This is a genomic window from Streptomyces sp. NPDC036984, from assembly GCF_055607665.1.
The window spans coordinates 271,995-295,798 of record NZ_JBVJRL010000003.1 but is presented as its reverse complement, the minus strand read 5'-3'; the positions used below and the strand labels follow the sequence as shown (position 1 = coordinate 295,798).

The window sequence follows — 23,804 nt, the reverse complement described above, 5'->3', positions numbered from 1 at the left end:
GTGCGGGCGTCGGGCGCGTAGCGGGGTGGGTCCCTGTGTCGCCTCTTGTCCGGAGGGGGACGGCCTGTGCGAGCCGAGGGCGCGGTCGCCGTCCGGTGCCTGTGCGGAAGCAGGGGCCGAACCCTCGGGGCCGGCCGAGGATCCGTTCATGTCCCGCCTCCGACCGGCATTCTTCGCACGTCGAGGTGCGGTTGTGTCTGCGGGGCGGCCGAGTGTGTGCCGTGGTCGTTCCGCGGAAGTCGACGCTTGCCAGCGTCCGTGGCGGAGCGGGCCGTGGAGTGGGTGGCGAAGACTTCGTCCAGGCCGACGACGCGGAAGATCCGGTCGATGCGTTCCGGTACGGCGGCCAGCATGATGTCCGCGTCTGCCTGGAGGGCGTGGTTGCGGGCGGCGATGAGCACGGTGATGCCACTGGAGTCGCAGTAGGTGATGCCGCCCAGGTCACTGCCGCTCTTCACCGGTGCGTCGGGGCACACTGACGACGAGGACCGCGGTGTCGTCGTCCAGGCCGGTGCCGAAGGTGTCGAGCAGGCCGCTCAACGCGTCGATGGCGGCCGATGCGGTGGTGGGGGCCAGGGCACGGGCGAAGTCCAGCAGGGCTTCGTCGCCGTAGCGTTCACCGGGTCGGCCGGTATGGGCTTCGGTGAGGCCGTCGGTGTACAGCAGGAGCGTGTCACCGGGGGCGAGGTGGACGGTGGCGGTGGCGATGTGGGCGTCGGGCAGGACGCCGACGAGCTGCCCTCCGGGGGTGGGCAGGTAGTCGGCGTTGCCGTCGGCGCGCAGGAGCAAGGCCGGTGGGTGTCCGCCGCTGGCCAGCACGATCCGGAACCCCTCGGTGTCGCAGGGGGTGAGCAGGCCGAAGATGACGGTGCAGAAGCGGGGGTCCGTGCCGTTGGATTCCTGGTGGAGGACGGTGTTGAGATTGGCGAGTACGGCGGCCGGGTCGGGGTCGTACACGGCTGCGGCCCGCAGGGTGTAGCGGACCAGGGAGGTGACGGCTGCCGCGGCGGCGCCCTTGCCGCGCACATCCCCCAGGAACAGTCCCCAGGTGCCTTGGGAGAGGGGGAACAGGTCGTAGAAGTCGCCGCCGACCTCGTCGATGGAGGCGATGTGGTAGTGCGCGGCCACCTCCAGACCGGGAACACTGTCCAGGGTGGGCGGCAGCAGTGTCCGCTGCAACGTGCCGGCCAGGCGCTGGAGGCGTTCACGTTCCCGGTCGGCTTCCTGCCGGGCGCGGAGCAGTTCGGTTTCGTAGGCGCGGCGGTCGCGGGCGTCGAAGACGGTGGTACGGATCAGCAGCGGCTCGCCCTCGCTGCCGGTCTTGACGGTGGAGGTGACCAGGACCGGCAGCCGACTGCCGTCCGCGGCCTTCAGCTCCAGGGCGATGCCGCTGATCTCACCCTGCATGCGCAGCAGCGGGGCGTAGTGAGTCTCGTGGTACAGCTTGCCGCCCACGGTGAGCAGATCGGCGAACCGTCTGCGTCCGACCAGATCGTCGCGCTGGTAGCCGAGCCAGTTCAGCAGAGTCGCGTTGACCTTGGCGATCCGTCCGTCCAGCAGGGTGGAGAGGTAGCCGCAGGGCGCGTTCTCGTAGAGGTCCTCGGCGCTGTCCTCCGGCAGGGCGGAGAAACGGGCCCGCTCGTCGTCCGGCTCGCCTTCCGGGTCCGGATCGGGGTCGTGGCCGTCACCGGTCGCGCACATCACCGGCCCACTTCGGACGCGAATGCGGCAATGGTCGCGGCGGTGGCCTCGGGCGCGCTCAGCTGCGGGCAGTGTCCGGTCGCGGTGAGAGTGACCAGCCGACTGCCGTGGATCTGCGCGTGGACGAACGCGCCCACCTCCGCGGGGGCGATCGCGTCGCTGGAGCACTGCGCGATCAGGGTCGGTACGGTCACCGAGGCCAGGTCGGTCCGGTTGTCGGACAGGAACGTGGCGCGGGCGAAGACGCGGGCGATCTTCGGATCGGTGCGGCAGAAGCTGTTGGTCAGCTCCTGCCCCAGCTCGGGTCGCTCCGGGTTGCCCATGATGACGGGGGCCATCGCCGCCGACCAGCCCAGATAGTTCGACTCCAGCGATTCCAGGAGTTCATTGATGTCCTCCGTGCTGAAGCCGCCCCGGTAACCGGCCGCCGGGTCGTCGATGTAACAGGGCGACGGCGTGAGCAGGACAAGTCCCGCGAAACGCTCCGGCTCGGCACCGGCGGCCAGCACCCCGATCATGGCGCTCACCGAATGCCCCACGAAGACCACGGGCCCCAGGTCCAGCTCCCGGCAGATCTCCAGCACGTCCTGCGCATAGCCGTCCAGCGAGGCGTACCGTTCCTCGCTCCACGCCGACAGGTCCGAACGACCGGCGCCCACGTGGTCGAAGAGGACCACCCGGAAGTCCGGCTCCAGCGCCGGTACCACCAGGCGCCACATGTTCTGGTCGCACCCGAATCCGTGCGACAGCACCACCACCGGCCCGTCCTCACGGCCGGTCAGCCTGACGTGGTTCCTGATGCGCACGTCCATGCGGCCATCCTCGCATCCCTCACCGCGTGGCTCCTGTCGCAGCGGCTTCGCGCAGACCCGATGCCTGTCCGTGCGCACCGCCCGCTCAGTGCCGGCCCTCGCTGTCGCGCCCGGCCTCCGTCGTGGGGCCGGTGTGGGTGAGCCGGGTCAGGTCGGTCAGGAGTGCGGCCAGCCAGGAGACGGTCGCGTAGTACAGCCGCGGTGCGCCGGGCGGCTCGGTGGCGAGGTCGGTGACGGCCGCGAAGGCGCGGTCCGTCATCGGTATCGCCGCCGGGGTGTCGTCTCCCGGGTCCAGCGCCGCCGAGACCAGCAGCATCCGCCCGGCCACCCGCTCCCCGAGCACGCCGGCCGACTCGGCCGCCGCCGGGCTCAGCGCGGTGCGCGGCCCCTCCAGCAGCCGGGCGGACCCCCACAGGGTGTGGTGCCCGGCGATCAGGGCCGCCTGCCAGTCCACGTCGGGCAGCTCCCCCTTGCCTCCCCGGCCGCCGAGCGGCGTCGGCTCGCTGAGGAACTGGGCGTACGCCGACTCCGCGAGGACGACGGCGTGCTGGAGCGACCGATGGCCGGGGCCGGGCACCCCCGAGGGCACCGCGGCCGCCGCGCCGCCCGTCACCGCGGCACCGGTGGCCACCACGATCTCCGCGGCCCGGCGCAGGAGTTCGGCCGCCGCGTGGCGCAGCTCGTCATGGGCGCCGCGCGGCCAGGCCAGCACGCCGAAGACGGCGCCGATCGCGCTGCCGACGAGCACGTCGAGCATCCGGACCTCCGCCAGCCGCCAGGTCGGCGGCGCCAGCTGGGCGAAGACCAGAGCGACGAGCACGGTGAACAGCCCCTGGGCCCAGCCGACGCCCCGGACCGGCCCCACCGTGAAGCCGAACAGCATCCACACCGGCAGCACGACGGCGTACACGGTGGTGTCGGACCCCACGACGCTCAGCATTCCGGCGGTCACCAGGGCCCCGGCGAGGGTGCCCGCGAGCGCCACGCGGATGGTCCGCCAGGTCTGGTCCACGGTGGTACGGGTCAGGGTGAGCGTCGCCAGCATGGCCCAGAACCCGTGCGGCAGCGTGTCCACCCCGGCCACCAGCCGGACCGCGGTCAGGGCCAGGGCGATGCGGACCGCGTTCTGGAAGAACACCGAGCGGCGCCCGGCGTGGCCGCGCAGCCGGTGCCACCACAGGAGCGGGGCCCGGACCGTGGCGTACCAGAAACGGCCGGGCGGCACCCGCACCGTGGCGTGCCGACCGCGTACCGCCAGATCCGCCGCCGTGCCCATCGCCAGCGCCGCGTCGGCGATCTCCAGCACGGCGGCGTGGCAGCGCAGGACGGCGGGCGGGAGGCCGGGCCCCGGCGCGATCCGGTCGGGAGCCGTGGCAGAGGGAGCGCCCGCGGACACGGCGGACAGGCGGGCGCGGGCCGCGGCCAGCTCCGTCAGGCGGGCCGCGGGGGACGGTCCCGTCCGCAGGCAGGCCGCGGTCGCCGTGGCCAGTCGGGCCACCGCGTGCAGGACGGCGGTCACCTCCGGGCCCGGATCCCGCCCCGGCACGGCGGGCGGCCGGGCCAGTCGGGCGAGCAGGGTGCGAATGGCGAGACCGGTGTGGGCGAGGGCGCGCTCGCGCACCCCCGGCCCGGCCGGACGGTCCCCCTCCGGCACGGTGAGCGACCGCAGCGCCTGGCCCGCGTCATGGGCGGCCCGGACGTCCGGGCCGGTCAGGGCGTACGGGGGTGCGGCGAGCAGTGCCGCGCAGTGTTCGGCGGCCAACGCACCCCGGGCCGCCCGCTCCCGGTACGGCAGCGGGCGCGGCTCGGCGAAGAGCAGCGCCTCGGCGGCGACCAGCAGGACCGCCCCCGTGGTCGTGCCGGTCAGCCGCTGCCCGAGCGAGCCGGGATCGTACGGCGGGAAGGACGGCAGGATGTAGAGGAGCTGCAAGCCCGGTGCCGCCCCCGCCGGGCGCGGCCCGCCCACAGCGGCGAAGGCCAGCGAGAAGCCGACCACCAGCATGCCGGCCACCGGGCTCCACGTCCGCACCGAGAGACAGGTGCCGACGGCCACGAGCACCCAGCACACCGGCAGCAGGCGCAGCATCAGCGCCGAACGCTGCCGCCCGGTGCCGGGGATCCTGGACAGCCCGCCCAGCGCCACGGCGGTGAACAGCGCGTAGGTGGCCGCCACGGGGCGGCCGAGGCCGTAGCGGAAGAGGTAGAAGCCGGCCGCGGCGGCCAGGGTCACGCGCAGCGCACGACGGGCGGAGGCGACGTAGGCCGCCGGCAGCCGTCCGACTGGGACACCCCACACCTGTCCAGAATCACCCACCACCTCGGCCCCGGCACGTCCCCGAGCCGAGGGTGGGTCAGCCGGCCGGTGCCGGGGTGCGGGTCCGCCAGGGGATCCGGAGGGCGGCCAGGGTGACGATCAGTGCCGAGCCGGCCACCGTGGCCATCCCGACCGTCAGGTTCACCGCACCGGCGACGAAGCCGATCGCGGCGGGACCGCCGAGCAGGCCCGTGGTGCCCATCGCGGCGACCAGCGCCAGCGCGTCCGAGCCGCGGCTGGCCGCCGCCACGTACACGCACGGGGTGACCGCGGCCGCGCCGAGGCCGACGCAGGCGAAGCCGAGCAGCGTGGGGACCACCCCGCCGGCGACCAGGGCGAGGGCCAGGCCGGCGGCGGCGACGGCGCTGCCGGTGCGGACCACGCGTCCGTCGCCCCAGCGGGTGCGCCACCGGTCCGCGCGGAGGCGGGCCAGCAGCATCATCACGGAGACGACCGCGATGCCGAGCGGGGCGACGGTCGCCGACGCCCTGACGACGTCCTTCAGGTAGAGCGTCGACCAGTCGTTCATGGCGCCCTCGGTGATCGTGCCGAAGGCCATGGCGCAGCCCATGAGCAGGGTCGTGGCGGACGGCAGGGCACGGCGGGTGCGGCGCTTCGGTCCGTCCGGTGCCGGGGGGCTCGGCTCCCGGTGCGTGAGCAGGCCCGGGCGGGCGCAGCCGAGCAGGAGCAGCTGCACAGCCCCGGCGAGCGCGAAGTGGGCCGGGATCGACCCGGTCAGGGCGGTGACGCCGGAGGCCAGCAGGGCGGCGGCGAGCAGCCCGCCGCTGAAGGTGGCGTGCAGCTGGGACATGGCCGTACGACCGTGGGCGCTCTCCAGGGCGGCGCCCTGCGCGTTCATGGCGACGTTGAGACAGCCGACCGCGACTCCGTCGGCGCACACGACGAGCAGTGCGAGCGGGTAGTTCGGTACGGCGGACAGGGCCGCGAGCACCGCGACCAGGCAGCCGGCGGAGGCGAGGGACAGCAGCCGGGAGCCGAGCCGGCGCATCAGGGCGGCGACCAGCGGGAAGGAAGCCGCCGCGCCGGCCCCGCAGGCCATCAGCAGCAGCCCCACCTCGCCGGCGCCCAGGTCCAGCCGGGACTTCAGCGCGGGCAGGCGCGAAACCCAGGTGCCGTACTGGAAGCCGAGGAAGCAGAACAGCGCCGCGATCGACCACTTGGCGCGCCGGAAGGAGGGCTCGGACATCAGACGGCCTCCCGGGTTCCCTGGCGCCGGGGCGCGGCGGCCACCCTGGCCGACATGTAGACCGCGTCGCTGCCGTAGTCCGGCGGGACCGGGGCCGCGGGGTCGGTGCGGTAGCCGTTGCCCCGCCAGAACGGCTCCTTGCCCGCGACGGCGACCAGCGACATGGTCGCGAAGCCGCGGCTGCGGGCCGCCTCGGTCAGATGGCGCACCAGCCGGGTGCCGAGGCCCTGGCGTCGCAGGCGCGGGCTGACCACCAGGTCGTGCAGGTGGAGGTTGGTGGTGTGGTGGACGGTCTGCTCCGGGCGGGTCAGGTCGGGGCAGCGGAATCGGGGGTAGGGCAGGGCGAGGACATAGCCGGCGAGGCGACCGTCGAGATCGAGGACGAAACAGGTGCCGGCCGAGGCCCGGGAGCGGGAGCGCAGCATCTCCTCGCCCTCGGCGAGGGAGAGGTCCGCGTACACCTCGCTCTCCAGGGCGGCCAGCCGCGGCCAGTCGGCCTCGGTGATCCCCCGTATGCGCATGGGGTGTCCTTTCAATGCCGTTCTTCCGGGGTCAGTGCCGTGCTTCGGGGGCGGGGGATCCGGTGCCGGTGGCGCGTACGCACACGGACGGCAGCGGGCGGATGCCGTTGAACCCCTGGGTCGTGTAGCTGGTGGCGTAGGCGCCGGCGGAGAGGATCCAGACCGGGTCGCCGGAGGCGACGGACCGGGGCACGGGTACCGGGTACCGGCCGCCGCCGTAGGCGTCGTCGCTGTCGCAGGTGGGGCCCGCGACGATCGCGCGGACCTGGTCGGTGGCGTCCTGGTGTCCGGGGAAGACCAGCCGGTGCGTCACCTGGTCCATCTCGTACAGGCCGTTGAACTTGCCGCAGGTCAGATACAGCCAGTGCGCGTCCTCGCCGTCCGGCTGCCGGCGCCGGGTCAGCCGGGAGACCCGGGCGCGTACGGCGCCGTGGTCGGCGACCAGGTGACGGCCCGGTTCCATGACGAACGCGAGCGGGGCGGGGGTGAGGTCGCTCAGGCGTTCCATGCCTTCGCGGATGACGGTGAGGATCTTGTCCAGGGCCGGTTCGAGGGGGTTGCCGTGGCGGTCCTGGTAGCCGAGCGCGGGCAGGCCGCCGCCGAGGTTGACGTGGTCGGGCACGATCCCCTGCGCGGCCAGGGCGGTGAGGGTCCCGGCGACGGTGTCCAGGGCCTGCTGCCAGCCCTCGCCTGTCATCTGCTGAGAGCCGACGTGCACGGACAGACCGGCCGGGACCAGGCCGGCCGCGCGGGCGGTGGCCAGGACCCGGACGGCGTCGTCCGGGGCGCAGCCGAACTTGCGGTTCAGGCCCCACAGGGCGCCCTCCCCGCTGGTGGCCAGGCGGCAGAAGACCCGGGCGCGGGGCGCGTGCGCGGCGATGGCGGTGACGTCCTCGACGCTGTCGGTGGCGAAGGTACGGACGCCCAGGCGGTGGGCTTCGGCGATGTCCTGGTCGGACTTGACGGTGTTGCCGTAGTGGATGCGGGTGGGCTCCGCCCCGGCGTGGAGGGCCTGGATGATTTCGGCGGGGCTTGCTGCGTCGAACCCGGCGCCGCGCTCGGCGAGGCAGTGCAGGACCTCGTCCACCGGGCATGCCTTGAGGGCGAAGCGGATGCGGGTTCCGGGCAACTCGTCGAGCAGGATGTCGTATTGGTGCTCTATGCCGGTCAGGTCGTAGATGATGCAGTCGGTTTCGGCTGCGGCGAGTTCGGTGGCGAGGGGTTCGCCGAGTGGTCTTCTGCCGGTTCGTTGTGGCTGGTCGCGCTCACGCGGCGGTAGCCGCGCATCGGACCGGGCCCCGCGCCCCTTCGGGGCGCTCATGCGCGGGCCGTCTCGATCAGTACCGGCCAAGCCTCGGCCAGGTACGCGAAGTCCTCCATGTCCGACTGGGCCTCGTCCAGTAACCGGTCACGTTCCGCGGCGAGTTGATCGGCGAACGCAGCGTAACGACCGCCCAGCTTGCGGTACCCGGCGTCCACCCGGTCCAGGCGCCAGACGTTCTCGGTGCGGTCCAGGCCGGTGCTCTCACGCAGAAAACCGGTGACCGTCTCGGCGCGCACCCGGTGTCGCTCGTCCAGCAACCCGGCACCTTCGGCAGCCATCCGGTCGTAGACGTCGTGGAAGTACAGCATCGACAGCAGGAACTTCACGAACCGCCGCTGGTAGGCCGGGAAGCCGGTGTCGGATCGGCGTTCGGGGGTGTGGAAGTTCTCGATGTGCCGGTTGTGCAGGATGCCGGGCAGGCCGGCGTCGTGGACCAGGTGCAGCAGGAAGTAGTCGCTGCCGATGGTGTCGGTGGCGGGCGGCAGCGGGATCCGCTCGTACACCTCCCGGTCGAAGGCGATGTTGCACATGTCGACGCGCATGGGGTCGACCAAGGTGAGCGTGGAGTGGTCCCCGGTGAACGGGGCGGTGCCCGCGCCCGTGAAGGACTCCTCGACCAGCGCGTGTGTGCGGTCCTCGGGCCAGTCGCCGGGTGCCCAGAGGCTGACGATGTCGTGGTAGACGCCCTCGTCCAGCCGCCGTATCTCCCCGATGTCGACGGAGAGTTCGCCGATGAAGGAGGCGCCGGCGAGGGAGACGGGGCGGTGTGCCGGTGCCGGGTCGAGGTCGGTGCGGCTGACGGCGGCCGCGGCCTCGGCGGCGGGCCTGCCGAGCCAGGGCAGCTCGTGGTGGACCGGGAACACCGGTCGCCCCGCGTGGAGTTGGTAGGTGCTGTCGGAGTCCCTGCGGTGCAGCGAGCGGCAGCCGAGGGCGGCGGCCAGCAGGAAGGCGCGGTTGGTGCAGGCGCCGTAGGAGACGGCGGGCGGGAGCATGAGGCGGAGCAGCCGGTCCGGCTCGGGCAGGCCGGCGCGCGCGATCACGCGGCGCAGCCAGGCGCGTTGCCGTTCCTCGTCGAGATGGTGGACGGTCACGCCGGGCCGCTCGGGCAGGGCGGCGACCGTGCGGGTGTGCGCGGCCCGGGTGCGGTCGTCTGCGGAGTCGAGGATCAGCAGCCGGACGTCGGCGCCGAAGCGGCGGGCGGCGTAGCCGGCTTCGGCGTGCAGGGCGGTGATGGTGGCGGAGCAGGCCCGGTTGGTGGGCAGGCAGAGGCAGATGCGGTGCGGTGCGGTCGCCTGGTTCACTGTGCGGTCCCCGGTGTCGTCCAGGAGTCGAGCCCCAGCAGCTTCCGGCCGAGGGGGCTGAGGGTGGCGGGGCCGTAGCGGAGGGCTTCCGGTTCGCGGGCGTCCCCGAGCAGGGTGGCGTTCCAGTCGGGGGTGGCGAGGGTGCGCCAGGACTCCACGCGGGAGTCGCGCAGGGCCGTGTGCTCTTCCAGCGCGGGCATCATCGACAGGTACTGCACGGCTCGGACAGCGTTGTCAGAGAGGTTCGGTGCCACTCCGTGGGCGAGCAGCCCGTTGAAGATCAGCAGGTCGCCGGCCTGGAGGTCGGGGCGGATCACCGGGAACTCGGCGCGGTCGACGGCGGGCCGGACGGGGTCGCGGCCGGGCGCCTGAGCGACGCGCCACTCCTCGAAGCGGCGGAAGAGCTCGGGCGCGCACTGGAAGCCGCCGAGTTCGGGACGGGTGTCGGTGAGCGCCACGATGCCCTGGACGCGCTGCGGGAGCACGGCGAGGGTGGTGTCGACGTCCCAGTGCAGCTCGATGTCGAAGCCCTGGTCGGTGGGCTCGATCAGGGAGCGGGAACGGGTGCGGATGTTGGGCGGGTTGAGGTTGAGCCGGTCCAGGGTGACCCACAGCTCCGGGCTGTCCCAGACGTCCACGAAGGCGTCGTAGACGCGCTGTGTCTGCCGGCTGTCCCAGATGAGCTGGTGGTGGTACGCCTCGACGAAGCCGTAGACATAGAGGTGCTGGTCGAGTGCGGAGCGGAACTCCGGTGCGTCGTACCAGGTGTCGGGGCGGTCGGGGTCGAGTCCCTGGAACCGCCAGGCGAAGTCGAGCAGGCCCTTGGCCTCGCCGGGGGTGATGGCCTCGCGGACGACGACGTAGCCGTAGGTCTGCCAGAAGGCGAAGTCCTCCTCGGAGAGCACGCGCAGCGGCTGGGTCTTCACGAGGTCGCGCAGGGGGGTGGGGGCGAGGTAGGTCTCGCCGTCGGCGCTGAAACAGGGGCGGCCGGTCGCCGCTCGGTGGAGGTAGGGGGCGGGCGTGTGCATGCGTTCACTCCGGGGTGATCGGGAGGAAAACACCGTGGGGTCGGACGTGAGACATGTGCCGGTGGCAAGCGCGTGGGCGTGCGCAGCCACCGGATTCCCTGACGGATGAGGAAGTCGGCCGCCCGCGGGGAGGTGCGGGCGGCCTGGCGGGCGGGTCAGCCGGCGAGGACGGCCTCGGCCGCCGCCACGCCGCAGACGCGGGCGGCGCCGTAGGTGGCGATGTGCAGGGCACCGCGCGGGGCGGCCTGCGGCAGGCCCATCTCCACGACGACGGTGTCGGGGCGGGCGGCGAGCAGGGTGTCGAGCGCGGAGCGCATCCAGTCGTGCCGGTGTGCGTCGCGGACCACGGCGACGATCCGGCGTCCGCCGGCGGCGGCGAGGGCGGCGGCACCGGCGCCCTCGCCGGTGAAGGAGCCGGAGGTGCTGCCGGGCAGCAGCCGCTCCAGCTCGGCGGCCACGCCCCACGGGGTCTGGTCGCCGACGGCGATGTTGGGGACCGGGTTGAACTGGGCGGCGAACAACGGTTCGGTGACCGGTGCGGCGGCACCGGCGCGGGTCACGGTGAGCGCGCGGCGGGCCGCGACCAGGCCGATCTCCGGTGCGGGAGCGGTCTTCTCCGCGTCGCCGCGGGCCGCCCGGGTCCAGGCGGCCAGCGCCCGCACCCGGGCGGCCGCGTCGGCGAGCCGTTCCTCGGGCAGTTCACCGGAGCGTACGGCGGCCACGAGCGCGTCGCGGAGTTTCAGCACGGTGCCCTCGTCGCACAGCCCGCCGCCCACGCAGATGGCGTCGGCGCCGGCCGCGATGGCCAGGACCACGCCGTGTTCCAGGCCGTAGCTGCCGGATATCGCGCGCATCTCCATGCCGTCGGTGACGATCAGCCCCTGGTAGCCGAGTTCGCCGCGCAGCAGCTCGGTGAGGACGCGCCGGGAGAGGGTGCCGGGGCGGTCGGGGTCCAGGGCCGGGACGAGGATGTGCGCGCTCATGATCGCCCGGGTGCCGGCCGCGATCGCCGCGCGGAACGGGGGCAGTTCGCGCTCGTACAGGGTGTCGGCGTCGACGTCGATGCGCGGTACGGCGTGGTGGGAGTCGACGTTGGTGTCGCCGTGGCCGGGGAAGTGCTTGGTGCAGGCGGCGACGCCGGTGGACTGGAGGCCCTCGACCCAGGCGGCGGTGTGCCGGGCCACCAGGCCGGGGCTCGCGCCGAAGGAGCGGACGCCGATGACGGGGTTGTCGGGGTTGGCGTTGACATCGGCGGACGGTGCCCAGTCGAAATTGACGCCGCAGGCGGCCAGGCGCCGGCCCAGCTCGCGGGAGACGGCCCGGGTGAGGTCGGGGTCGTCGACGGCGCCGAGGGCGTGGTTGCCGGGGAAGGAGGAGCCGGTGCGTACGTCGAGCCGGGTGACGTCGCCGCTCTCCTCGTCGATGGCGACCAGCAGATCGTCGCGCTCGGCCCGCAACTGGGCGGTGAGGGCGGTGACCTGCTCCTCGCTGACGACGTTGCGGCCGAACAGGGCGACGGAGGCGAGGCCCTCGCCGAGGCGGCGGCGCACCCAGTCGGGCGCGGTGGTGCCGTCGAACCCCGGCTGGAGCACCGCGAGGGCGTCGCGGGTGAGGGTGTCGCGCGCGGCGGAGCCGCTGCCGGACGTACTGGTGGCGATGGTGGTCATCGGAGGCTCATCCCTTCACGGCGCCGTCGGTCAGACCGCTGACAGCCTTGCGCTGGAGGAAGATGAAGAGGATCAGGATGGGCAGCGCGAACAGGGACGAGGCGGCCATGGTGGCGCCCCAGTCGTCGCCGAAGGCGGTCTGGAACTGGGACAGCCACAGCGGCAGGGTCTGCTTCTCGACGTCCTTGTTGAGGATCAGGACGAGCGGGAACTCGTTCCAGGCGGTGATGAAGCCGAACAGCGAGGTCGCCATCAGGCCGGGCGCGAGCAGCGGGAAGATCACCTTGACGAAGGCCTGGATGCGGGTGCACCCGTCGACCATCGCCGACTCCTCCAGCTCTTTGGGCACGGCGGCGACATAGCCGCGCAGCGTCAGGATGGTCAGCGGGAGCACCATCATCGTGTAGAAGACGGTGAGCGGGACGAGGCTGTCGAGCATCTCGTTGTCGCGGACGATCATGTAGATGGCAATGATCATGACCTCCCAGGGGGCCATCTGCGCCAGCATGAACGTCACGATGAGGCCGCGCCGGCCCCGGAACCGCATCCGGGCGAGCGCGAAGGCCGCGAACAGGGCGACGACGAGCGAGAACACGACCGACAGGACCGTGACGGTGACGGAGTTGACCACCAGGGTCCAGAAGTGGTCGGCGTCGACGGCCTTCTTGAAGTGTTCGAGGGTGGCGTGGGTCGGGAACCACACCGGGTCGTCGGAGATGATGTCGCCGGTCGGCTTGAAGGCCGTGGCGAACATCCAGTAGACGGGGAACACGAAGCCGACGAAGAGGACGACGGCGGTCGCGTTGGGCCAGAAACGGCCGAAGAGCGAGCGCTTCACAGCTCGTCCTCCTCTTGCTTGAGCACCATGCGCAGGTAGTACGAGGTGATGGCGAGCAGGACCAGGATGGTCAGGAAGGAGATCGCCGCGCCGAGTCCGAAGTGCTGGTTGCCGACGCCCTCGACGAAGGCGTAGATCGGCAGGGTCTCGGTGAGGTGGTCGGGACCGCCCTCGTTCATCGCGAAGATCTGCGCGAACGCCTTGAAGATCCAGATGACCTCGAGGAAGGTCGTGGCGTACAGGAAGGGCCGCAGGAAGGGCAGGGTCACCGAGGTGAAGCCCTTCCAGGCGCCGGCACCGTCCAGGGAGGCGGCCTCGTACAGCTCCCGGGGGATCGTGGTGGTGGCCGCGTAGAGGTTGATCGCCACGAAGGGTATGGACTGCCAGACCAGGAGCAGGGTGACCACGGCGAAGGTGGAGAACTGGGTCTCCAGCCAGTTGTGCTCGGCCATGGAGTGCCAGCCGAGCTTGTCCAGCACCCAGTTCACCACGCCGAAGCGCTGGGCGAACAGCCACTGGTAGACGGTGGTGGCGGCGATGACCGGCATGGCCCAGGCGAGGACGAGGCCGACCATGAGCAGCAGCCGCATCTTCGTGCCGAGCCGGGCCAGCAGCAACCCGGTCAGGGTGCCGAGCACCATGATCAGCACGACGTTGACCGCGGTGAAGACGACGGACCGCTCGACGACGCGCCAGAAGTCCTCGCCGGTCAGCACCTCCCGGTAGTTGTCGGCGCCGTTCCACTCGGTGAGGTGCTGGATGAGCTGCCGTGGGTTGAGGTTCTGGAACGACAGCATGCCGTTCTTGACCAGGGGCCAGCCGAGGAGGACCACGGTGGCCAGCAGCGCGGGCAGCAGGAGCAGGTAGGGGGCGGTGGCGTGGCGCCGGGACGGGCGGGTGGAGGTGCGGTCGTCACCTGGCGGCCGGGCCGGCACCCGGGCCTTGCGGACAGCGGGCTCCCCGGCCGTGTCCGTGCCTTCGGTCTGCACTGACATGAGTTGCCATCTCTTCCGTGGCCGTACGAAACCATGGCCGTGCCCGGGGCACGGCGCAGGTGTGGCCGGGGGCGCCCCCTCGTGGCGCCCCCGGCGCGGTCATCAGTTCTGCTGGGCCAGGCGCTTGTTGATCTCGTCCTCGACCTGACCGGCGGCGGCCGCCGGGGACTTACCGTTCAGCACGGCCGTCATGTAGGACTTGATCGGGTTCGGGTTGTTCTCCACCGCGCCCCACTCGGGGATCAGCGGGGTGGTGCCACCGACGGCGGAACCCGGAACGGCGGCCTCGGCGACGGCGTTGCCCTTGAGGTTGGACTCCAGCGCCTTCTTGTTCGGGATGACGCCGTTGAGCTTGGCCAGTTCGCCCTCGTACTGGTCGGACAGGGCGATCTTCAGGAACTCCTTGGCCAGGGCCTGCTTCTCGCTGCCCTGGGCGACGGCCAGGTTGGAGCCGCCGAGGAAGACGCCCTCGGGCTTGTCCGCGGTCTCGCCCGGGACGGTGAAGTAGCCGAGGTCCTTCTCGATCGCCTTGTTGGCGGTGACGGCGGTGCCGGCCTCCCAGCCCATGCCGATGAACGCGCCGGTCTTGCCCTTGGCGAAGACCTCGGCCTGCTGCGGGGTGGCCTCGTCCTTGTCCTTGGGGGCCTTGGAGTAGGACGCGTACTTCTTGTAGATCTCCATGGCCTTGGCGACCTTCGGGTCGGCGAGGTTGGAGACGTACTTGTCGCCGTCCTTCTTCACCAGGTCGGCGCCCTGGCCGATGGTCAGGCCGTCGAAGAAGTACCAGTTCTGGCCGGGCAGGTAGAGCGGCTCGGCGTCGGTCTTCTTACCGATGGTGTCCAGGTCCTTGAAGAACTCGTCCCGGGTCTTCGGGGTGTCCTTGATGCCGGCCTTCGCCCAGATCTTCTTGTTGTAGATGACCACGCGGTTGGTGAAGTACCAGGGCGCGGCGTACTGCTTGCCGTCGTAGACGGAGGACTGCGAGACCGACGGCGTCCAGTCGGCGCCGATCTCCTGCTTCAGGTCGCTCAGGTCGGCGAGGCCGCCGGTGGCCGCGTAGGCCGGGGTCTGGGTGTTGCCGACCTCCAGGACGTCCGGCGGGTTGGACTCGGAGAGGGCGGTGGTGATCTTCTGCTGGATCCCGTCCCACTTCTGCGTCTCGAACTTCAGCTTCGCGCCGGTCTTCTTCTCGAACGCGGCCGTGACGTCCTTGACCCACTGGTCCGGCGTGGAGCCGTCCATCGCCCAGACCGTCAGGGTCTGGCCCTTGAAGCTGTCCGGTCCCGCGTTCTTGCCGCTGTCGTCGCCGTCGTCTCCGCCGCACGCCGACACGGAGACCATCATGCCCGCGATCACGATCGCGGCCGCAAGCTTGCGCTTCACGCCACCCTCCTCAGGGATGCCACTAACCCCCCACGCCCTCGGCGGTGACCTGCGTACGACGCTGTTGCACGTAGGGCTCGGGACCTGGCCACTAATGGTGTAGACCAGTACGGTGGAGCTTGGCCTAGACCTTTTGGAGTGTCAAGGGTGGTTCGGGAAGCCGGTCCCGGCCGTTACGAGAAAGTCACCGGAGCACGTCCGTCCGGATCCATCCCTTTCGCCCCGGACCGTTCGGTTGGACTAGACCATAGGGCAGTTGGTCGCTATAACGGGAGCCCATCGACACAGTCGGGAAGGCAGGCATGACCACCGACGTCAGCAGCGCCCAGCCGCACAGGGGGGCGTCCGGCCGCACCGCGCGCGTGCCGAAGTACTACCGGATCAAGCAGCAGCTCCTCACCATGGCCGAGGCGCTCCAGCCCGGCTCGGCCATGCCCGCGGAACGTCTGCTCGCCGTCCGGTTCGACACCTCCCGGACCACCGTCCGGCAGGCGCTCCAGGAGCTCGTGGGCGAGGGCCGGCTCGACCGGATCCAGGGCAAGGGCACCTTCGTCGCCCAGCCCAAGCTGTACCGCACGCTCCAGCTCACCTCGCACACCGAGGACATGCGCGCCCAGGGCCTCACCCCGGCCTCGCAGATGCTGGACGTCGGAGAGGTCCCGGCGGACGAGAAGCTGGCGGGCCTGCTCGGCATCGGGATCGGTGAACGGGTGCTGCGCATCGAGCGGTTGCGGCTGGCCAGCGGCGACCCGATGGCGATCGAGACCACCCATCTGTCCGTGCGGCGCTTCCCCGGCCTGCGCCGGTCCCTGGCCACCTGCCCGTCGCTGTACACGGCGCTCGCCGAGGTGTACGGCGTCCATCTCGCCGAGGCCGACGAGACCATCGAGACCTCGCTGTCGACCCCGCGCGAGGCGCAGCTGCTCGGCACCGACGTGGGGCTGCCGATGCTGCTGCTGTCCCGGCACTCGCGGGACGCGGAGGGCACCCCGGTGGAGTGGGTGCGCTCGGTGTACCGGGGTTCCCGCTACAAGTTCGTGGCCGCCCTGCGCCGGCCGGGCACCCCGGTGGTCCGGCGGAGAACGGCTCCGCCGGACCGGGACGGGCTCAGCCTCGCCTGAACCAGGGGGTGTTCGGGCGGGGGCCGCACTCGCCGACCGGGCTGTCCTGGCGGCCGGCGCCGTCGGCGATGGAGACGCCAAGATGAGCACGGACCGGAAGAGCACGGACAGGAAGGGCACGCCCCGGAAGGGCACGGTCGCGGAGGCCGACCGGACGCGGCACTACGCGGCCCGGCCGACCTGGCCCTCCACCTCACCTGCGCAGCGACGACACGATGCGCACGGCGCCTGACGGACCGCCGGAGACACGAACGTCCGGCCCCTTCGACAAGGGCCGGACGGCGGCCGGGCGACGGCGCCCGGGGTCACTCCTGGGTGAGCGTGACGTCCCGGTCCGTCACCGCGTGGAAGGCCGGCAGCAGGAGGACGCCCGAGTGGCGCAGCTCCGTGAGGGTGGCCTCCACCCGCGCCACCCCCGCCTTCAGCGCCTCCGGCGAGACCTTCCCGGAGTTCTCCCAGCGGTGTTCGGAGCCGTCGCACCGGGCGGTGCCGCCGCCGATGCCGTGCTTGAGGCCCGGGTCGGCCTGGCTGACCGAGGAGCTGACGAACACCGGTACGGTGCCGCCGGTGCAGCGGTAGCTGCCGGAGAGCGTCACCGTGCCGTCGGGCGCGATCCGGCCGACGGGGTCCACGGTGATGAGCTCGGAGGGGTCGGCGCCGGCCGGGCCGACGGCGGCGCACAGCAGGGCTGCGGCCCCGAGAGCCGTGGCGATGACGGGGCGTACGGGCATGGAATGCCTCCCGGTTCCGTGGGACGAGGGCTTCCACTGGTACCCGGCGGCCGTGCCGGCGGCCGCGATCGTCACCCCATCGGTGGCGCGTCATGCAACCGTCCGGGCCGGTCACGGCGGGACCGACGGCCCGAGCGCCGGCGGGGCTACGGCAGTACGGCGAACCCGTCCAGCTCCACCAGCGCCCGCTCGTCCCACAGCCGTACGACCTCCACGACGGCCATCGCGGGATAGTCCCGGCCCGCCGACTCCCGCCAGATGCGGCCGAGTCGGCGCGCGTGCTCCCGGTACGCGGCGACGTCCGTGGCGTAGACGGTGACCCGGGCGAGGTCGGCGGGTGTGCCGCCGGCCGCGCGCAGGGCGGTGAGCAGGTTGCCGAGGGCCTTTTCGAACTGCTCCGGCAGCGTGTCACCGGTGATCTCGCCGTCGGTGTCCAGGGCGGTCTGGCCCGCGAGGAACACCACGCGGGAGCCGGCCGCGACGACGGCGTGCGAGAAGCCCGTGGGCGGGGACAGCTCGGGCGGGTTGACGCGCTCGGTCGTCACCGGGCCTCCTTCTGTGCCGTGGCGTACAACTCCTTGGCGATGATGCCCCGTTGCACCTCGCTGGCACCCTCGTAGATGCGGGGCGCGCGCACCTCGCGGTAGAGGTGTTCGAGGAGGTGGCCGCGGCGCAGGGCGCGGGCGCCGTGCAGCTGGACGGCGGTGTCGACGACGTACTGCGCGGTCTCGGTGGCGAGCAGCTTGGCCATCGCGGCGCGCCGGGGGACGTCGGCGGCTCCCGCGTCGTACGCCGAGGCCGCCGCGTACACCATCAGCCGGGCCGCCTCGGTGCGCAGGGCCATCTCGGCGACCTGGTGGGACACGGCCTGAAGGTCCATCAGCCTGCCGTGGAACGCCTCGCGCCGGCTGGTGTGGCCGACGGTGGCGTCCAGCGCGGCCTGGGCCATGCCGACCGCGAAGGCACCGACGCTGGGGCGGAAGAGGTTGAGCGTGCCCATGGCGACCGCGAAGCCGCGGTCGGGCTCGCCGAGCACGTCGGCGGGGGTGACGGGCACGGCGTCGAAGTCGAGGGCGCCGATGGGGTGCGGCGAGATCATCTCCAGGGCGCTGCCGGTGAGTCCGGGCCGGTCGGCGGGGACCAGGAAGGCGGTCACCCCGCGGGCTCCGGCGCCGGGTGTGGTGCGGGCGAAGACGGTGTAGAAGTCGGCATCGGGGGCGTTGGAGATCCAGCTCTTGGCGCCGGTGAGCCGCCAGCCGTCGCCGTCGGGCTCGGCGGCGAGGGACAGCGCCGCCGCGTCCGATCCGGCTCCGGGCTCGCTCAGCGCGAAGGCGGCGACCGCGCTGCCGTCGGCGACCCGGGTCAGCCAGCGCTCGCGCTGGGCCGGGGTCCCGTGGGCGTGCACCGGGTGGGCGCCCAGGCCCTGGAGGGCGAGCGCGGTCTCGGCCTCGGTGCACGCCTGGGCGAGGGACTCCCGCATCAGGCACAGATCCAGCGCACCGGAGTCGAACAGCCGCGAGAGCAGGCCCAGCCGGCCGAGTTCGGCGAGGAGCGGCCGGTTGACCCGGCCGGGTTCGCCCCGGTCGGCGAGCGGGCGCAGCCGCCGGGCGGCCAGCTCGCGCAGCTCGGCGCACCAGGCGGTCTGCTCCGGGCCGAGTGAGAATGCGGACACAGCCGGTCCTCCTTCCGGGGCGGCCCCCAGGACCGTCCCCGTCACCGTCCGGGCGGCCTCCCAGGACCGGCCCCGTCACCCTCCGGGCGCCTCCCAGAACGGCCCATCGCCCTCCGGGCGCCGGGGGCGGCCTTCCCGTCACCTCGTGCGGGGGGAGGCCGGGGCCCACCCGCCCTGCCCTTTCCTACCCACCCCCACCGACCTTATCGCGCACAGTTGACTGCCGTCACCAACACGATACGCTCGATGCGCGAGCCCACCAGGAAGCCCGTTCGGACATCTGTCCCGGACATCTGTCACGGCAAGGGGGCGGACCGTCATGCATCTCTCGGCCCATGTCGACACCTTCGCGCGCGACCATCTGCCCCCGCCGCACGAGTGGCCCGAGCTGCGGTTCGACCTGCCGGAACTGCGGTACCCCGATCGGCTGAACTGCGCCGCGGAGCTGCTGGACCACGCCGACCCGGCCCGCCCGGTGTTCCACACCCCGGCCGGCCCGACCTGGACGTACGGCGAGCTGCGCGCGCACGTCGACCGGATCGCGCACGTGCTCACCGACGGCCTGGGCGTCATCCCGGGCAACCGGGTCCTGCTGCGCGGCCCCACCACGCCCTGGCTCGCCGCCTGCTGGCTGGCGGTGCTGAAGGCCGGCGCGGTCGCCGTGACCGTGCTGGCCCAGCAGCGCCCGCACGAGCTGGCCACCCTGTGCGAGATGGCCCGGGTCGGGCACGCGCTGTGCGACATCCGGGCGGTGGACGACCTGGCGAAGGCCGGCATACCCGGGCTGCGGATCACTACGTACGGCGGTGACACACCCGACGACCTTCTGCGCCGCCCGGCACCCGCCACCCCCTATCCGGCGGTGGACACCGCGGCCGACGATGTCGCCCTGATCGCGTTCACCTCCGGTACCACGGGTCGCCCGAAAGGGTGCATGCACTTCCACCGGGACGTACTGGCGACAGCCGACACCTTCTCCGCCCGGGTACTGCGCCCCCGGGAGGACGACGTCTTCGCCGGCAGTCCCCCGCTCGGTTTCACCTTCGGCCTCGGCGGACTGGTGATCTTCCCGATGCGGGCCGGCGCGAGCGCTCTCCTCCTCGAACAGGCCGGCCCCAAGCAGCTGCTCCCGGCGATCGCCGAGCACCGCGTCTCGGTCCTGTTCACCGCGCCGACCGCCTACCGCGCCATGCTGGACCACCTGGACGCGTACGACGTCTCATCCCTCAGGCGCTGTGTGTCGGCCGGCGAGAACCTGCCCGCGGCCACCTGGCGGGCCTGGCACGACCGCACCGGCCTGCGCATCATCAACGGCATCGGCGCGACCGAGCTGCTGCACATCTTCATATCCGCCGCCGACGAGCACATCAGACCGGGCAGCACGGGCGTGCCGGTACCGGGCTGGCAGGCGCGCGTCCAGGACGCCGACGGCAAGCCCGTACCGGACGGCGAGCCGGGTCTGCTGGCCGTGCGCGGGCCGGTCGGCTGCCGTTATCTCACCGACCCGCGGCAGCGGGAGTACGTCCAGGGCGGCTGGAACATCACCGGCGACACCTACGTCCGCGAGCCCGACGGCTACTTCCGCTATGTGGCCCGCGCCGACGACATGATCATCTCCGCCGGGTACAACATCGCGGGCCCTGAGGTGGAGGAGGCGCTGCTGCGCCATCCGGACGTGGTCGAGACGGCGGTCGTCGGCCGCCCCGACGAGGCCCGCGGCCAGGTGGTCGTGGCCTACGCGGTGCTGCGCGAGGGAGCCCGGCGCGACCCCGAAGCGCTGCGCGCGTTCCTCACCGCCGAACTGGCGCCGTACAAATGTCCGCGCGCGTTCGTCTTCCTCGACGCGCTGCCCCGCACGGCCACCGGCAAGCTGCAGCGGTTCCGGCTGCGCACCGAAGGTGACCAGCAGTGATGCCGACGACCTAAAATGATCAACGTGTCCGAGCAGCACGCCCCCAGGTCCCTCATCGTCACGCTCTACGGCGCGTACGGCCGCTTCGTGCCCGGCCCGGTGCCCGTCGCCGAGCTGATCCGGCTCCTGGCCGCGGTCGGCGTGGACGCGCCCTCCGTGCGCTCATCGGTGTCCCGGCTCAAACGGCGCGGCCTGCTGCTGCCGGCCCGCACCGAGTCCGGCGCGGCCGGGTACGAACTCTCCCCCGAGGCACGGCAGTTGCTGGACGACGGCGACCGGCGCATCTATGCCGGCGCGCCCGTGGCCGACGAGGGCTGGGTGCTCGCGGTGTTCTCGGTCCCCGAGTCGGAGCGGCAGAAGCGGCACGTGCTGCGCTCCCGGCTGGCCGGCCTGGGCTTCGGCACGGCGGCCCCGGGGGTGTGGATCGCCCCGGCCCGTCTGCACGAGGAGACGGAACACACCCTGCGCCGGCTGCACCTGGATCCGTACGTGGACTTCTTCCGCGGCGAGCACCTGGGCTTCGCGCCGACGGCCGAGGCGGTGGCCCGCTGGTGGGACCTGGCCGCGATCGCCAAGGAACACGAGCGCTTCCTCGACGCGCACGCGCCCGTGCTGCACGCCTGGCAGCGCCGCGCGGACACCCCGCCCGAGGACGCCTACCGCGACTACCTCCTCGCCCTCGACTCCTGGCGCCACCTCCCCTACGCCGACCCGGGCCTGCCCGCCCACCTCCTGCCCGCCGGCTGGCCGGGCGCCCGCTCGACGGAGGTCTTCCGGGCGCTGCACGAGCGGCTGCGGGACGCGGGCGCGGAATTCGCGGGGCTGTAACGCCCGTCACTCGTCTCCGGGGTACCCGGGACATGACGCGTACGCCGTCTCCCGCCGCACCGGCGCGTTCCTGCTGACCGGCCCGGCGGACGGCAGCACGCCGACCGCCGGGACGGTGGGCCTCAGCCGCTGAGCGAGAGCCGGGGCTTGGGGGCGTCGGTGCGTCCGGTCCGGGGGCGCCGGCTGCCCGCCCGGTAGGGCGCGGGCCAGAGCGCACCGGGGCCCGTGTAGTCCTGCTCGGCCGCCGCGTGCAGGGTCCAGTGCGGGTCGTACAGGTGCGGCCGGGCCAGCGCGCACAGATCCGTACGGCCCGCCAGGATCAGCGAGTTGACGTCGTCCCAGGAGGAGATCGCGCCGACGGCGATCACCGGGATCCGGGCCTCGTTGCGGATCCGGTCGGCGAACGGGGTCTGGTACGACCGCCCGAACTCCGGTTCCTCCTCGGCCACCACCTGCCCGGTCGAGACGTCGATGGCGTCGGCGCCGTGCGCGGCGAAGGCGCGGGCGATCTCGACGGCGTCCTCGGCGGTCGTCCCGCCCTCCGCCCAGTCGGTGGCCGAGATCCGGACGGTCATCGGCCGCTCGGCGGGCCACACCCCGCGTACGGCGTCGAAGACCTCCAGCGGGAACCGCAGCCGCCGCTCCAGCGAGCCGCCGTAGGCGTCGGTGCGGCGGTTGGTGAGCGGGGAGAGGAATCCGGAGAGCAGATAGCCGTGGGCGCAGTGCAGTTCGAGCAGGTCGAAGCCGGCCCGGGCGGCCCGCCAGGCTGCGGCGGCGAACTGCTCGCGGATGTCGGTGAGCTGGGCGCGGGAGAGCTGGCGCGGGGTCTGGCTGCCCGGCTTGTACGGCAGCGGGGAGGCGGCGGCGACCGGCCAGTTGCCGGCGGGCAGCGGCTCGTCCATGCCCTCCCACATCAGCTTCGTGGAGCCCTTGCGGCCGGAGTGCCCGAGCTGTACGCCGATCGCGGTGCCCGGTGCCTGCCGGTGCACGAAGTCGGTGACGCGCCGCCACGCCTCGGCCTGCCGGCCGGTGTACAGGCCGGCGCAGCCGGGGGTGATCCGGCCCTCCTCGCTGACGCACACCATCTCGGTCATCACGAGGCCGGCGCCGCCGAGGGCGCGGGCGCCCAGGTGGACGAGGTGGAAGTCGCCGGGGACGCCGTCGGTGGCGGAGTACATGTCCATCGGGGACACGACGACACGGTTGCGCAGGGTCAGGCCGCGCAGCCGGAACGGGGTGAACATCGGGGGCGTGCCGGGCGGGCAGCCGAACTCGCGCTCCACGGCCCCGGTGAAGTGGGCGTCACGCAGCCGGAGGTTGTCGTGGGTGACGCGACGGCTGCGGGTGAGCAGGTTGAAGGCGAACTGGCGGGGCGGCTGGCGCAGATACAGCCGCAGGTTCTCGAACCACTCCAGGCTGGCCCGGGCGGCCCGCTGGGTGGAGGCGACGACGGGCTTGCGCTCTTCCTCGTAGGCCGCCAGCGCGCTGCGGACGTCCGGCTGTTCCCGCAGGCAGGCGGCGAGGGCCAGGGCGTCCTCGACGGCGAGCTTGGTGCCGGAGCCGATGGAGAAGTGGGCGGTGTGGGCGGCGTCGCCGAGGAGGACGACGTTGCCGTGCGACCAGCGGTCGTTGACCACCGTACGGAAGGTGGTCCAGGCGGAGTTGTTGGAGCGCAGCGGGCGTCCGCGCAGCGCGTCGGCGAAGATCTTGGCGCAGCGTTCGAGGGACTCCTGTGGGTCGAGCTCCCCGAATCCGGCCGCGCGCCACACCTCCTCGCGCATCTCGATGATCACGGTGGAGGCGCCGAATCGGCTCTGCGGCCCGGAGGGCCTCGTCGAGGAGTGGGGGTCGGGAGACGGGCGGGCGTAGGGGTAGCCGTGCAGCTGCATCACGCCGTGTTCGGTCTCGGCGATCTCGAAGCGGAAGGCGTCGAAGGCGAAGTCGGCGGCGAGCCAGACATAGCGGCAGCGGTGTGTGGCCACATGGGGGCCGAACACATGGGCATAGCGCTCGCGGGTGGTGCTGTGCACACCGTCGGCGGCGACGACCAGGTCGTAGTCCTCCGCGAGCCGGCCGATGGGCGGCGCCTCGGTGGAGAACCGCAGCTCCACGCCGAGCGAGCGGCAGCGTTCGTGCAGGATCGCCAGGAGCCGGTGCCGGCCCAGTGCGGCGAAGCCGTGGCCGCCGGAGCGGTGCCGTACGCCCCGGTGCACGATGTCGATGTCGTCCCAGCGGACGAAGTCCCGCTGGAGAGCTTCGTAGACGACCGGGTCGGCGTGTTCGATGCCGCCGAGGGTCTCGTCGGAGAGGACCACGCCGAAGCCGAAGGTCTCATCGGGGGCGTTGCGTTCCCAGACGGTGATCTCCCGGGCGGGGTCGAGGCGTTTCAGCAGGGCGGCGGCGTAGAGCCCGCCGGGACCGCCGCCTATGATCGCCACGCGCATGAGGA

The 23,804-nt window shown here is 72.6% G+C and carries 21 protein-coding genes; 4 read left to right on the top strand and 17 right to left on the bottom strand.

The features are described from left to right. Nucleotides 1-146 precede the first annotated feature (146 nt). The 13 genes from ACZ7DL_RS08075 to ACZ7DL_RS08015 form a co-directional block, all read right to left on the bottom strand. Nucleotides 147-458: an STAS domain-containing protein gene (locus tag ACZ7DL_RS08075; RefSeq protein WP_470772355.1), complete on the bottom strand. Its 312-nt coding sequence runs from the start codon at nt 456-458 to the stop codon at nt 147-149. Continuing rightward, nucleotides 442-1,701, bottom strand: coding sequence for a PP2C family protein-serine/threonine phosphatase (locus ACZ7DL_RS08070; protein WP_470772353.1), 1,260 nt, complete (start codon nt 1,699-1,701; stop codon nt 442-444). Before ACZ7DL_RS08070 ends, ACZ7DL_RS08075 begins: the two co-directional genes overlap by 17 nt. Then, nucleotides 1,701-2,513 (bottom strand): alpha/beta fold hydrolase, encoded by an 813-nt coding sequence (locus ACZ7DL_RS08065; RefSeq protein WP_470772351.1) that lies wholly within the window; start codon nt 2,511-2,513, stop codon nt 1,701-1,703. Before ACZ7DL_RS08065 ends, ACZ7DL_RS08070 begins: the two co-directional genes overlap by 1 nt. A gap of 85 nt (nt 2,514-2,598) precedes the next feature. Further along, nucleotides 2,599-4,809: an FUSC family protein gene (locus tag ACZ7DL_RS08060; protein WP_470772349.1), complete on the bottom strand. Its 2,211-nt coding sequence runs from the start codon at nt 4,807-4,809 to the stop codon at nt 2,599-2,601. A gap of 55 nt (nt 4,810-4,864) precedes the next feature. After that, nucleotides 4,865-6,034: an MFS transporter gene (locus ACZ7DL_RS08055; protein WP_470772347.1), complete on the bottom strand. Its 1,170-nt coding sequence runs from the start codon at nt 6,032-6,034 to the stop codon at nt 4,865-4,867. Beyond that, a complete protein-coding gene (locus tag ACZ7DL_RS08050; protein WP_470772345.1) occupies nt 6,034-6,555 on the bottom strand; it encodes a GNAT family N-acetyltransferase in 522 nt (173 codons plus the stop codon). The genes ACZ7DL_RS08055 and ACZ7DL_RS08050 overlap by 1 nt, the downstream gene beginning before the upstream one ends. 31 nt (nt 6,556-6,586) lie before the next feature. Beyond that, the gene (locus ACZ7DL_RS08045; RefSeq protein ID WP_470772343.1) at nt 6,587-7,876 is read right to left on the bottom strand and encodes a type III PLP-dependent enzyme; all 1,290 of its coding nucleotides are present in this window, start codon (nt 7,874-7,876) and stop codon (nt 6,587-6,589) included. After that, nucleotides 7,873-9,180 carry a DUF6271 family protein gene (locus ACZ7DL_RS08040; RefSeq protein WP_470772341.1) on the bottom strand — a complete coding sequence of 436 codons (1,308 nt, stop codon included), beginning with the start codon at nt 9,178-9,180 and terminating at the stop codon, nt 7,873-7,875. The genes ACZ7DL_RS08045 and ACZ7DL_RS08040 overlap by 4 nt, the downstream gene beginning before the upstream one ends. After that, nucleotides 9,177-10,208, bottom strand: a complete 1,032-nt coding sequence (locus ACZ7DL_RS08035; RefSeq protein WP_470772339.1) for a phytanoyl-CoA dioxygenase family protein — start codon at nt 10,206-10,208, stop codon at nt 9,177-9,179. The genes ACZ7DL_RS08040 and ACZ7DL_RS08035 overlap by 4 nt, the downstream gene beginning before the upstream one ends. A gap of 155 nt (nt 10,209-10,363) precedes the next feature. After that, a complete protein-coding gene (locus ACZ7DL_RS08030) occupies nt 10,364-11,875 on the bottom strand; it encodes a glycoside hydrolase family 3 protein (protein WP_470772337.1) in 1,512 nt (503 codons plus the stop codon). A gap of 7 nt (nt 11,876-11,882) precedes the next feature. Further along, the gene (locus tag ACZ7DL_RS08025; protein ID WP_470772335.1) at nt 11,883-12,713 is read right to left on the bottom strand and encodes a carbohydrate ABC transporter permease; all 831 of its coding nucleotides are present in this window, start codon (nt 12,711-12,713) and stop codon (nt 11,883-11,885) included. Then, entirely contained in the window at nt 12,710-13,708 is a 999-nt protein-coding gene (locus tag ACZ7DL_RS08020; RefSeq protein ID WP_470772333.1) for a carbohydrate ABC transporter permease, read from the bottom strand. Before ACZ7DL_RS08020 ends, ACZ7DL_RS08025 begins: the two co-directional genes overlap by 4 nt. A gap of 102 nt (nt 13,709-13,810) precedes the next feature. Further along, nucleotides 13,811-15,091: an extracellular solute-binding protein gene (locus ACZ7DL_RS08015; RefSeq protein WP_470772331.1), complete on the bottom strand. Its 1,281-nt coding sequence runs from the start codon at nt 15,089-15,091 to the stop codon at nt 13,811-13,813. 302 nt (nt 15,092-15,393) lie between these two features. Here ACZ7DL_RS08015 and ACZ7DL_RS08010 point away from each other — a divergent pair, with 302 nt between their 5' ends. Together ACZ7DL_RS08010 and ACZ7DL_RS08005 are read left to right on the top strand one after the other, a co-directional pair. Next, nucleotides 15,394-16,212, top strand: a complete 819-nt coding sequence (locus ACZ7DL_RS08010) for a GntR family transcriptional regulator (protein ID WP_470772330.1) — start codon at nt 15,394-15,396, stop codon at nt 16,210-16,212. A gap of 82 nt (nt 16,213-16,294) precedes the next feature. Then, nucleotides 16,295-16,444 carry a hypothetical protein gene (locus ACZ7DL_RS08005; RefSeq protein WP_470772328.1) on the top strand — a complete coding sequence of 50 codons (150 nt, stop codon included), beginning with the start codon at nt 16,295-16,297 and terminating at the stop codon, nt 16,442-16,444. 73 nt (nt 16,445-16,517) lie between these two features. Here ACZ7DL_RS08005 and ACZ7DL_RS08000 read toward each other — a convergent pair whose 3' ends face one another. The 3 genes from ACZ7DL_RS08000 to ACZ7DL_RS07990 form a co-directional block, all read right to left on the bottom strand. Continuing rightward, complete coding sequence (locus ACZ7DL_RS08000) at nt 16,518-16,943, bottom strand: DUF6299 family protein (protein ID WP_470772326.1); 426 nt, start codon at nt 16,941-16,943, stop codon at nt 16,518-16,520. A 146-nt stretch (nt 16,944-17,089) separates the two neighbouring features. Beyond that, nucleotides 17,090-17,488: a RidA family protein gene (locus ACZ7DL_RS07995; protein WP_470772324.1), complete on the bottom strand. Its 399-nt coding sequence runs from the start codon at nt 17,486-17,488 to the stop codon at nt 17,090-17,092. Beyond that, a complete protein-coding gene (locus ACZ7DL_RS07990) occupies nt 17,485-18,615 on the bottom strand; it encodes an acyl-CoA dehydrogenase family protein (RefSeq protein WP_470772323.1) in 1,131 nt (376 codons plus the stop codon). Before ACZ7DL_RS07990 ends, ACZ7DL_RS07995 begins: the two co-directional genes overlap by 4 nt. 319 nt (nt 18,616-18,934) lie before the next feature. Between ACZ7DL_RS07990 and ACZ7DL_RS07985 the strand changes: the two genes are divergently transcribed. Both ACZ7DL_RS07985 and ACZ7DL_RS07980 read left to right on the top strand, forming a co-directional pair. Continuing rightward, nucleotides 18,935-20,527, top strand: a complete 1,593-nt coding sequence (locus ACZ7DL_RS07985; RefSeq protein WP_470772321.1) for an AMP-binding protein — start codon at nt 18,935-18,937, stop codon at nt 20,525-20,527. 15 nt (nt 20,528-20,542) lie between these two features. Then, nucleotides 20,543-21,355 (top strand): PaaX family transcriptional regulator, encoded by an 813-nt coding sequence (locus tag ACZ7DL_RS07980; protein WP_470772319.1) that lies wholly within the window; start codon nt 20,543-20,545, stop codon nt 21,353-21,355. A 122-nt stretch (nt 21,356-21,477) separates the two neighbouring features. On the opposite strand, the gene ACZ7DL_RS07975 is transcribed toward ACZ7DL_RS07980, so the two are convergent. Beyond that, nucleotides 21,478-23,799, bottom strand: a complete 2,322-nt coding sequence (locus tag ACZ7DL_RS07975) for a bifunctional salicylyl-CoA 5-hydroxylase/oxidoreductase (protein WP_470772317.1) — start codon at nt 23,797-23,799, stop codon at nt 21,478-21,480. Nucleotides 23,800-23,804 lie beyond the last annotated feature (5 nt).

Coding starts and splice junctions, on each gene's coding strand:
- ACZ7DL_RS08070 (WP_470772353.1), bottom strand. CDS start 1,701: ATGTGCGCGACCGGTGACGGCCACGACCCCGATCCGGACCCGGAAGGC.
- ACZ7DL_RS08065 (WP_470772351.1), bottom strand. CDS start 2,513: ATGGACGTGCGCATCAGGAACCACGTCAGGCTGACCGGCCGTGAGGAC.
- ACZ7DL_RS08055 (WP_470772347.1), bottom strand. CDS start 6,034: ATGTCCGAGCCCTCCTTCCGGCGCGCCAAGTGGTCGATCGCGGCGCTG.
- ACZ7DL_RS08050 (WP_470772345.1), bottom strand. CDS start 6,555: ATGCGCATACGGGGGATCACCGAGGCCGACTGGCCGCGGCTGGCCGCC.
- ACZ7DL_RS08045 (WP_470772343.1), bottom strand. CDS start 7,876: ATGAGCGCCCCGAAGGGGCGCGGGGCCCGGTCCGATGCGCGGCTACCG.
- ACZ7DL_RS08035 (WP_470772339.1), bottom strand. CDS start 10,208: ATGCACACGCCCGCCCCCTACCTCCACCGAGCGGCGACCGGCCGCCCC.
- ACZ7DL_RS08030 (WP_470772337.1), bottom strand. CDS start 11,875: ATGACCACCATCGCCACCAGTACGTCCGGCAGCGGCTCCGCCGCGCGC.
- ACZ7DL_RS08020 (WP_470772333.1), bottom strand. CDS start 13,708: ATGTCAGTGCAGACCGAAGGCACGGACACGGCCGGGGAGCCCGCTGTC.
- ACZ7DL_RS08010 (WP_470772330.1), top strand. CDS start 15,394: ATGACCACCGACGTCAGCAGCGCCCAGCCGCACAGGGGGGCGTCCGGC.
- ACZ7DL_RS08005 (WP_470772328.1), top strand. CDS start 16,295: ATGAGCACGGACCGGAAGAGCACGGACAGGAAGGGCACGCCCCGGAAG.
- ACZ7DL_RS08000 (WP_470772326.1), bottom strand. CDS start 16,943: ATGCCCGTACGCCCCGTCATCGCCACGGCTCTCGGGGCCGCAGCCCTG.
- ACZ7DL_RS07985 (WP_470772321.1), top strand. CDS start 18,935: ATGCATCTCTCGGCCCATGTCGACACCTTCGCGCGCGACCATCTGCCC.
- ACZ7DL_RS07980 (WP_470772319.1), top strand. CDS start 20,543: ATGATCAACGTGTCCGAGCAGCACGCCCCCAGGTCCCTCATCGTCACG.
- ACZ7DL_RS07975 (WP_470772317.1), bottom strand. CDS start 23,799: ATGCGCGTGGCGATCATAGGCGGCGGTCCCGGCGGGCTCTACGCCGCC.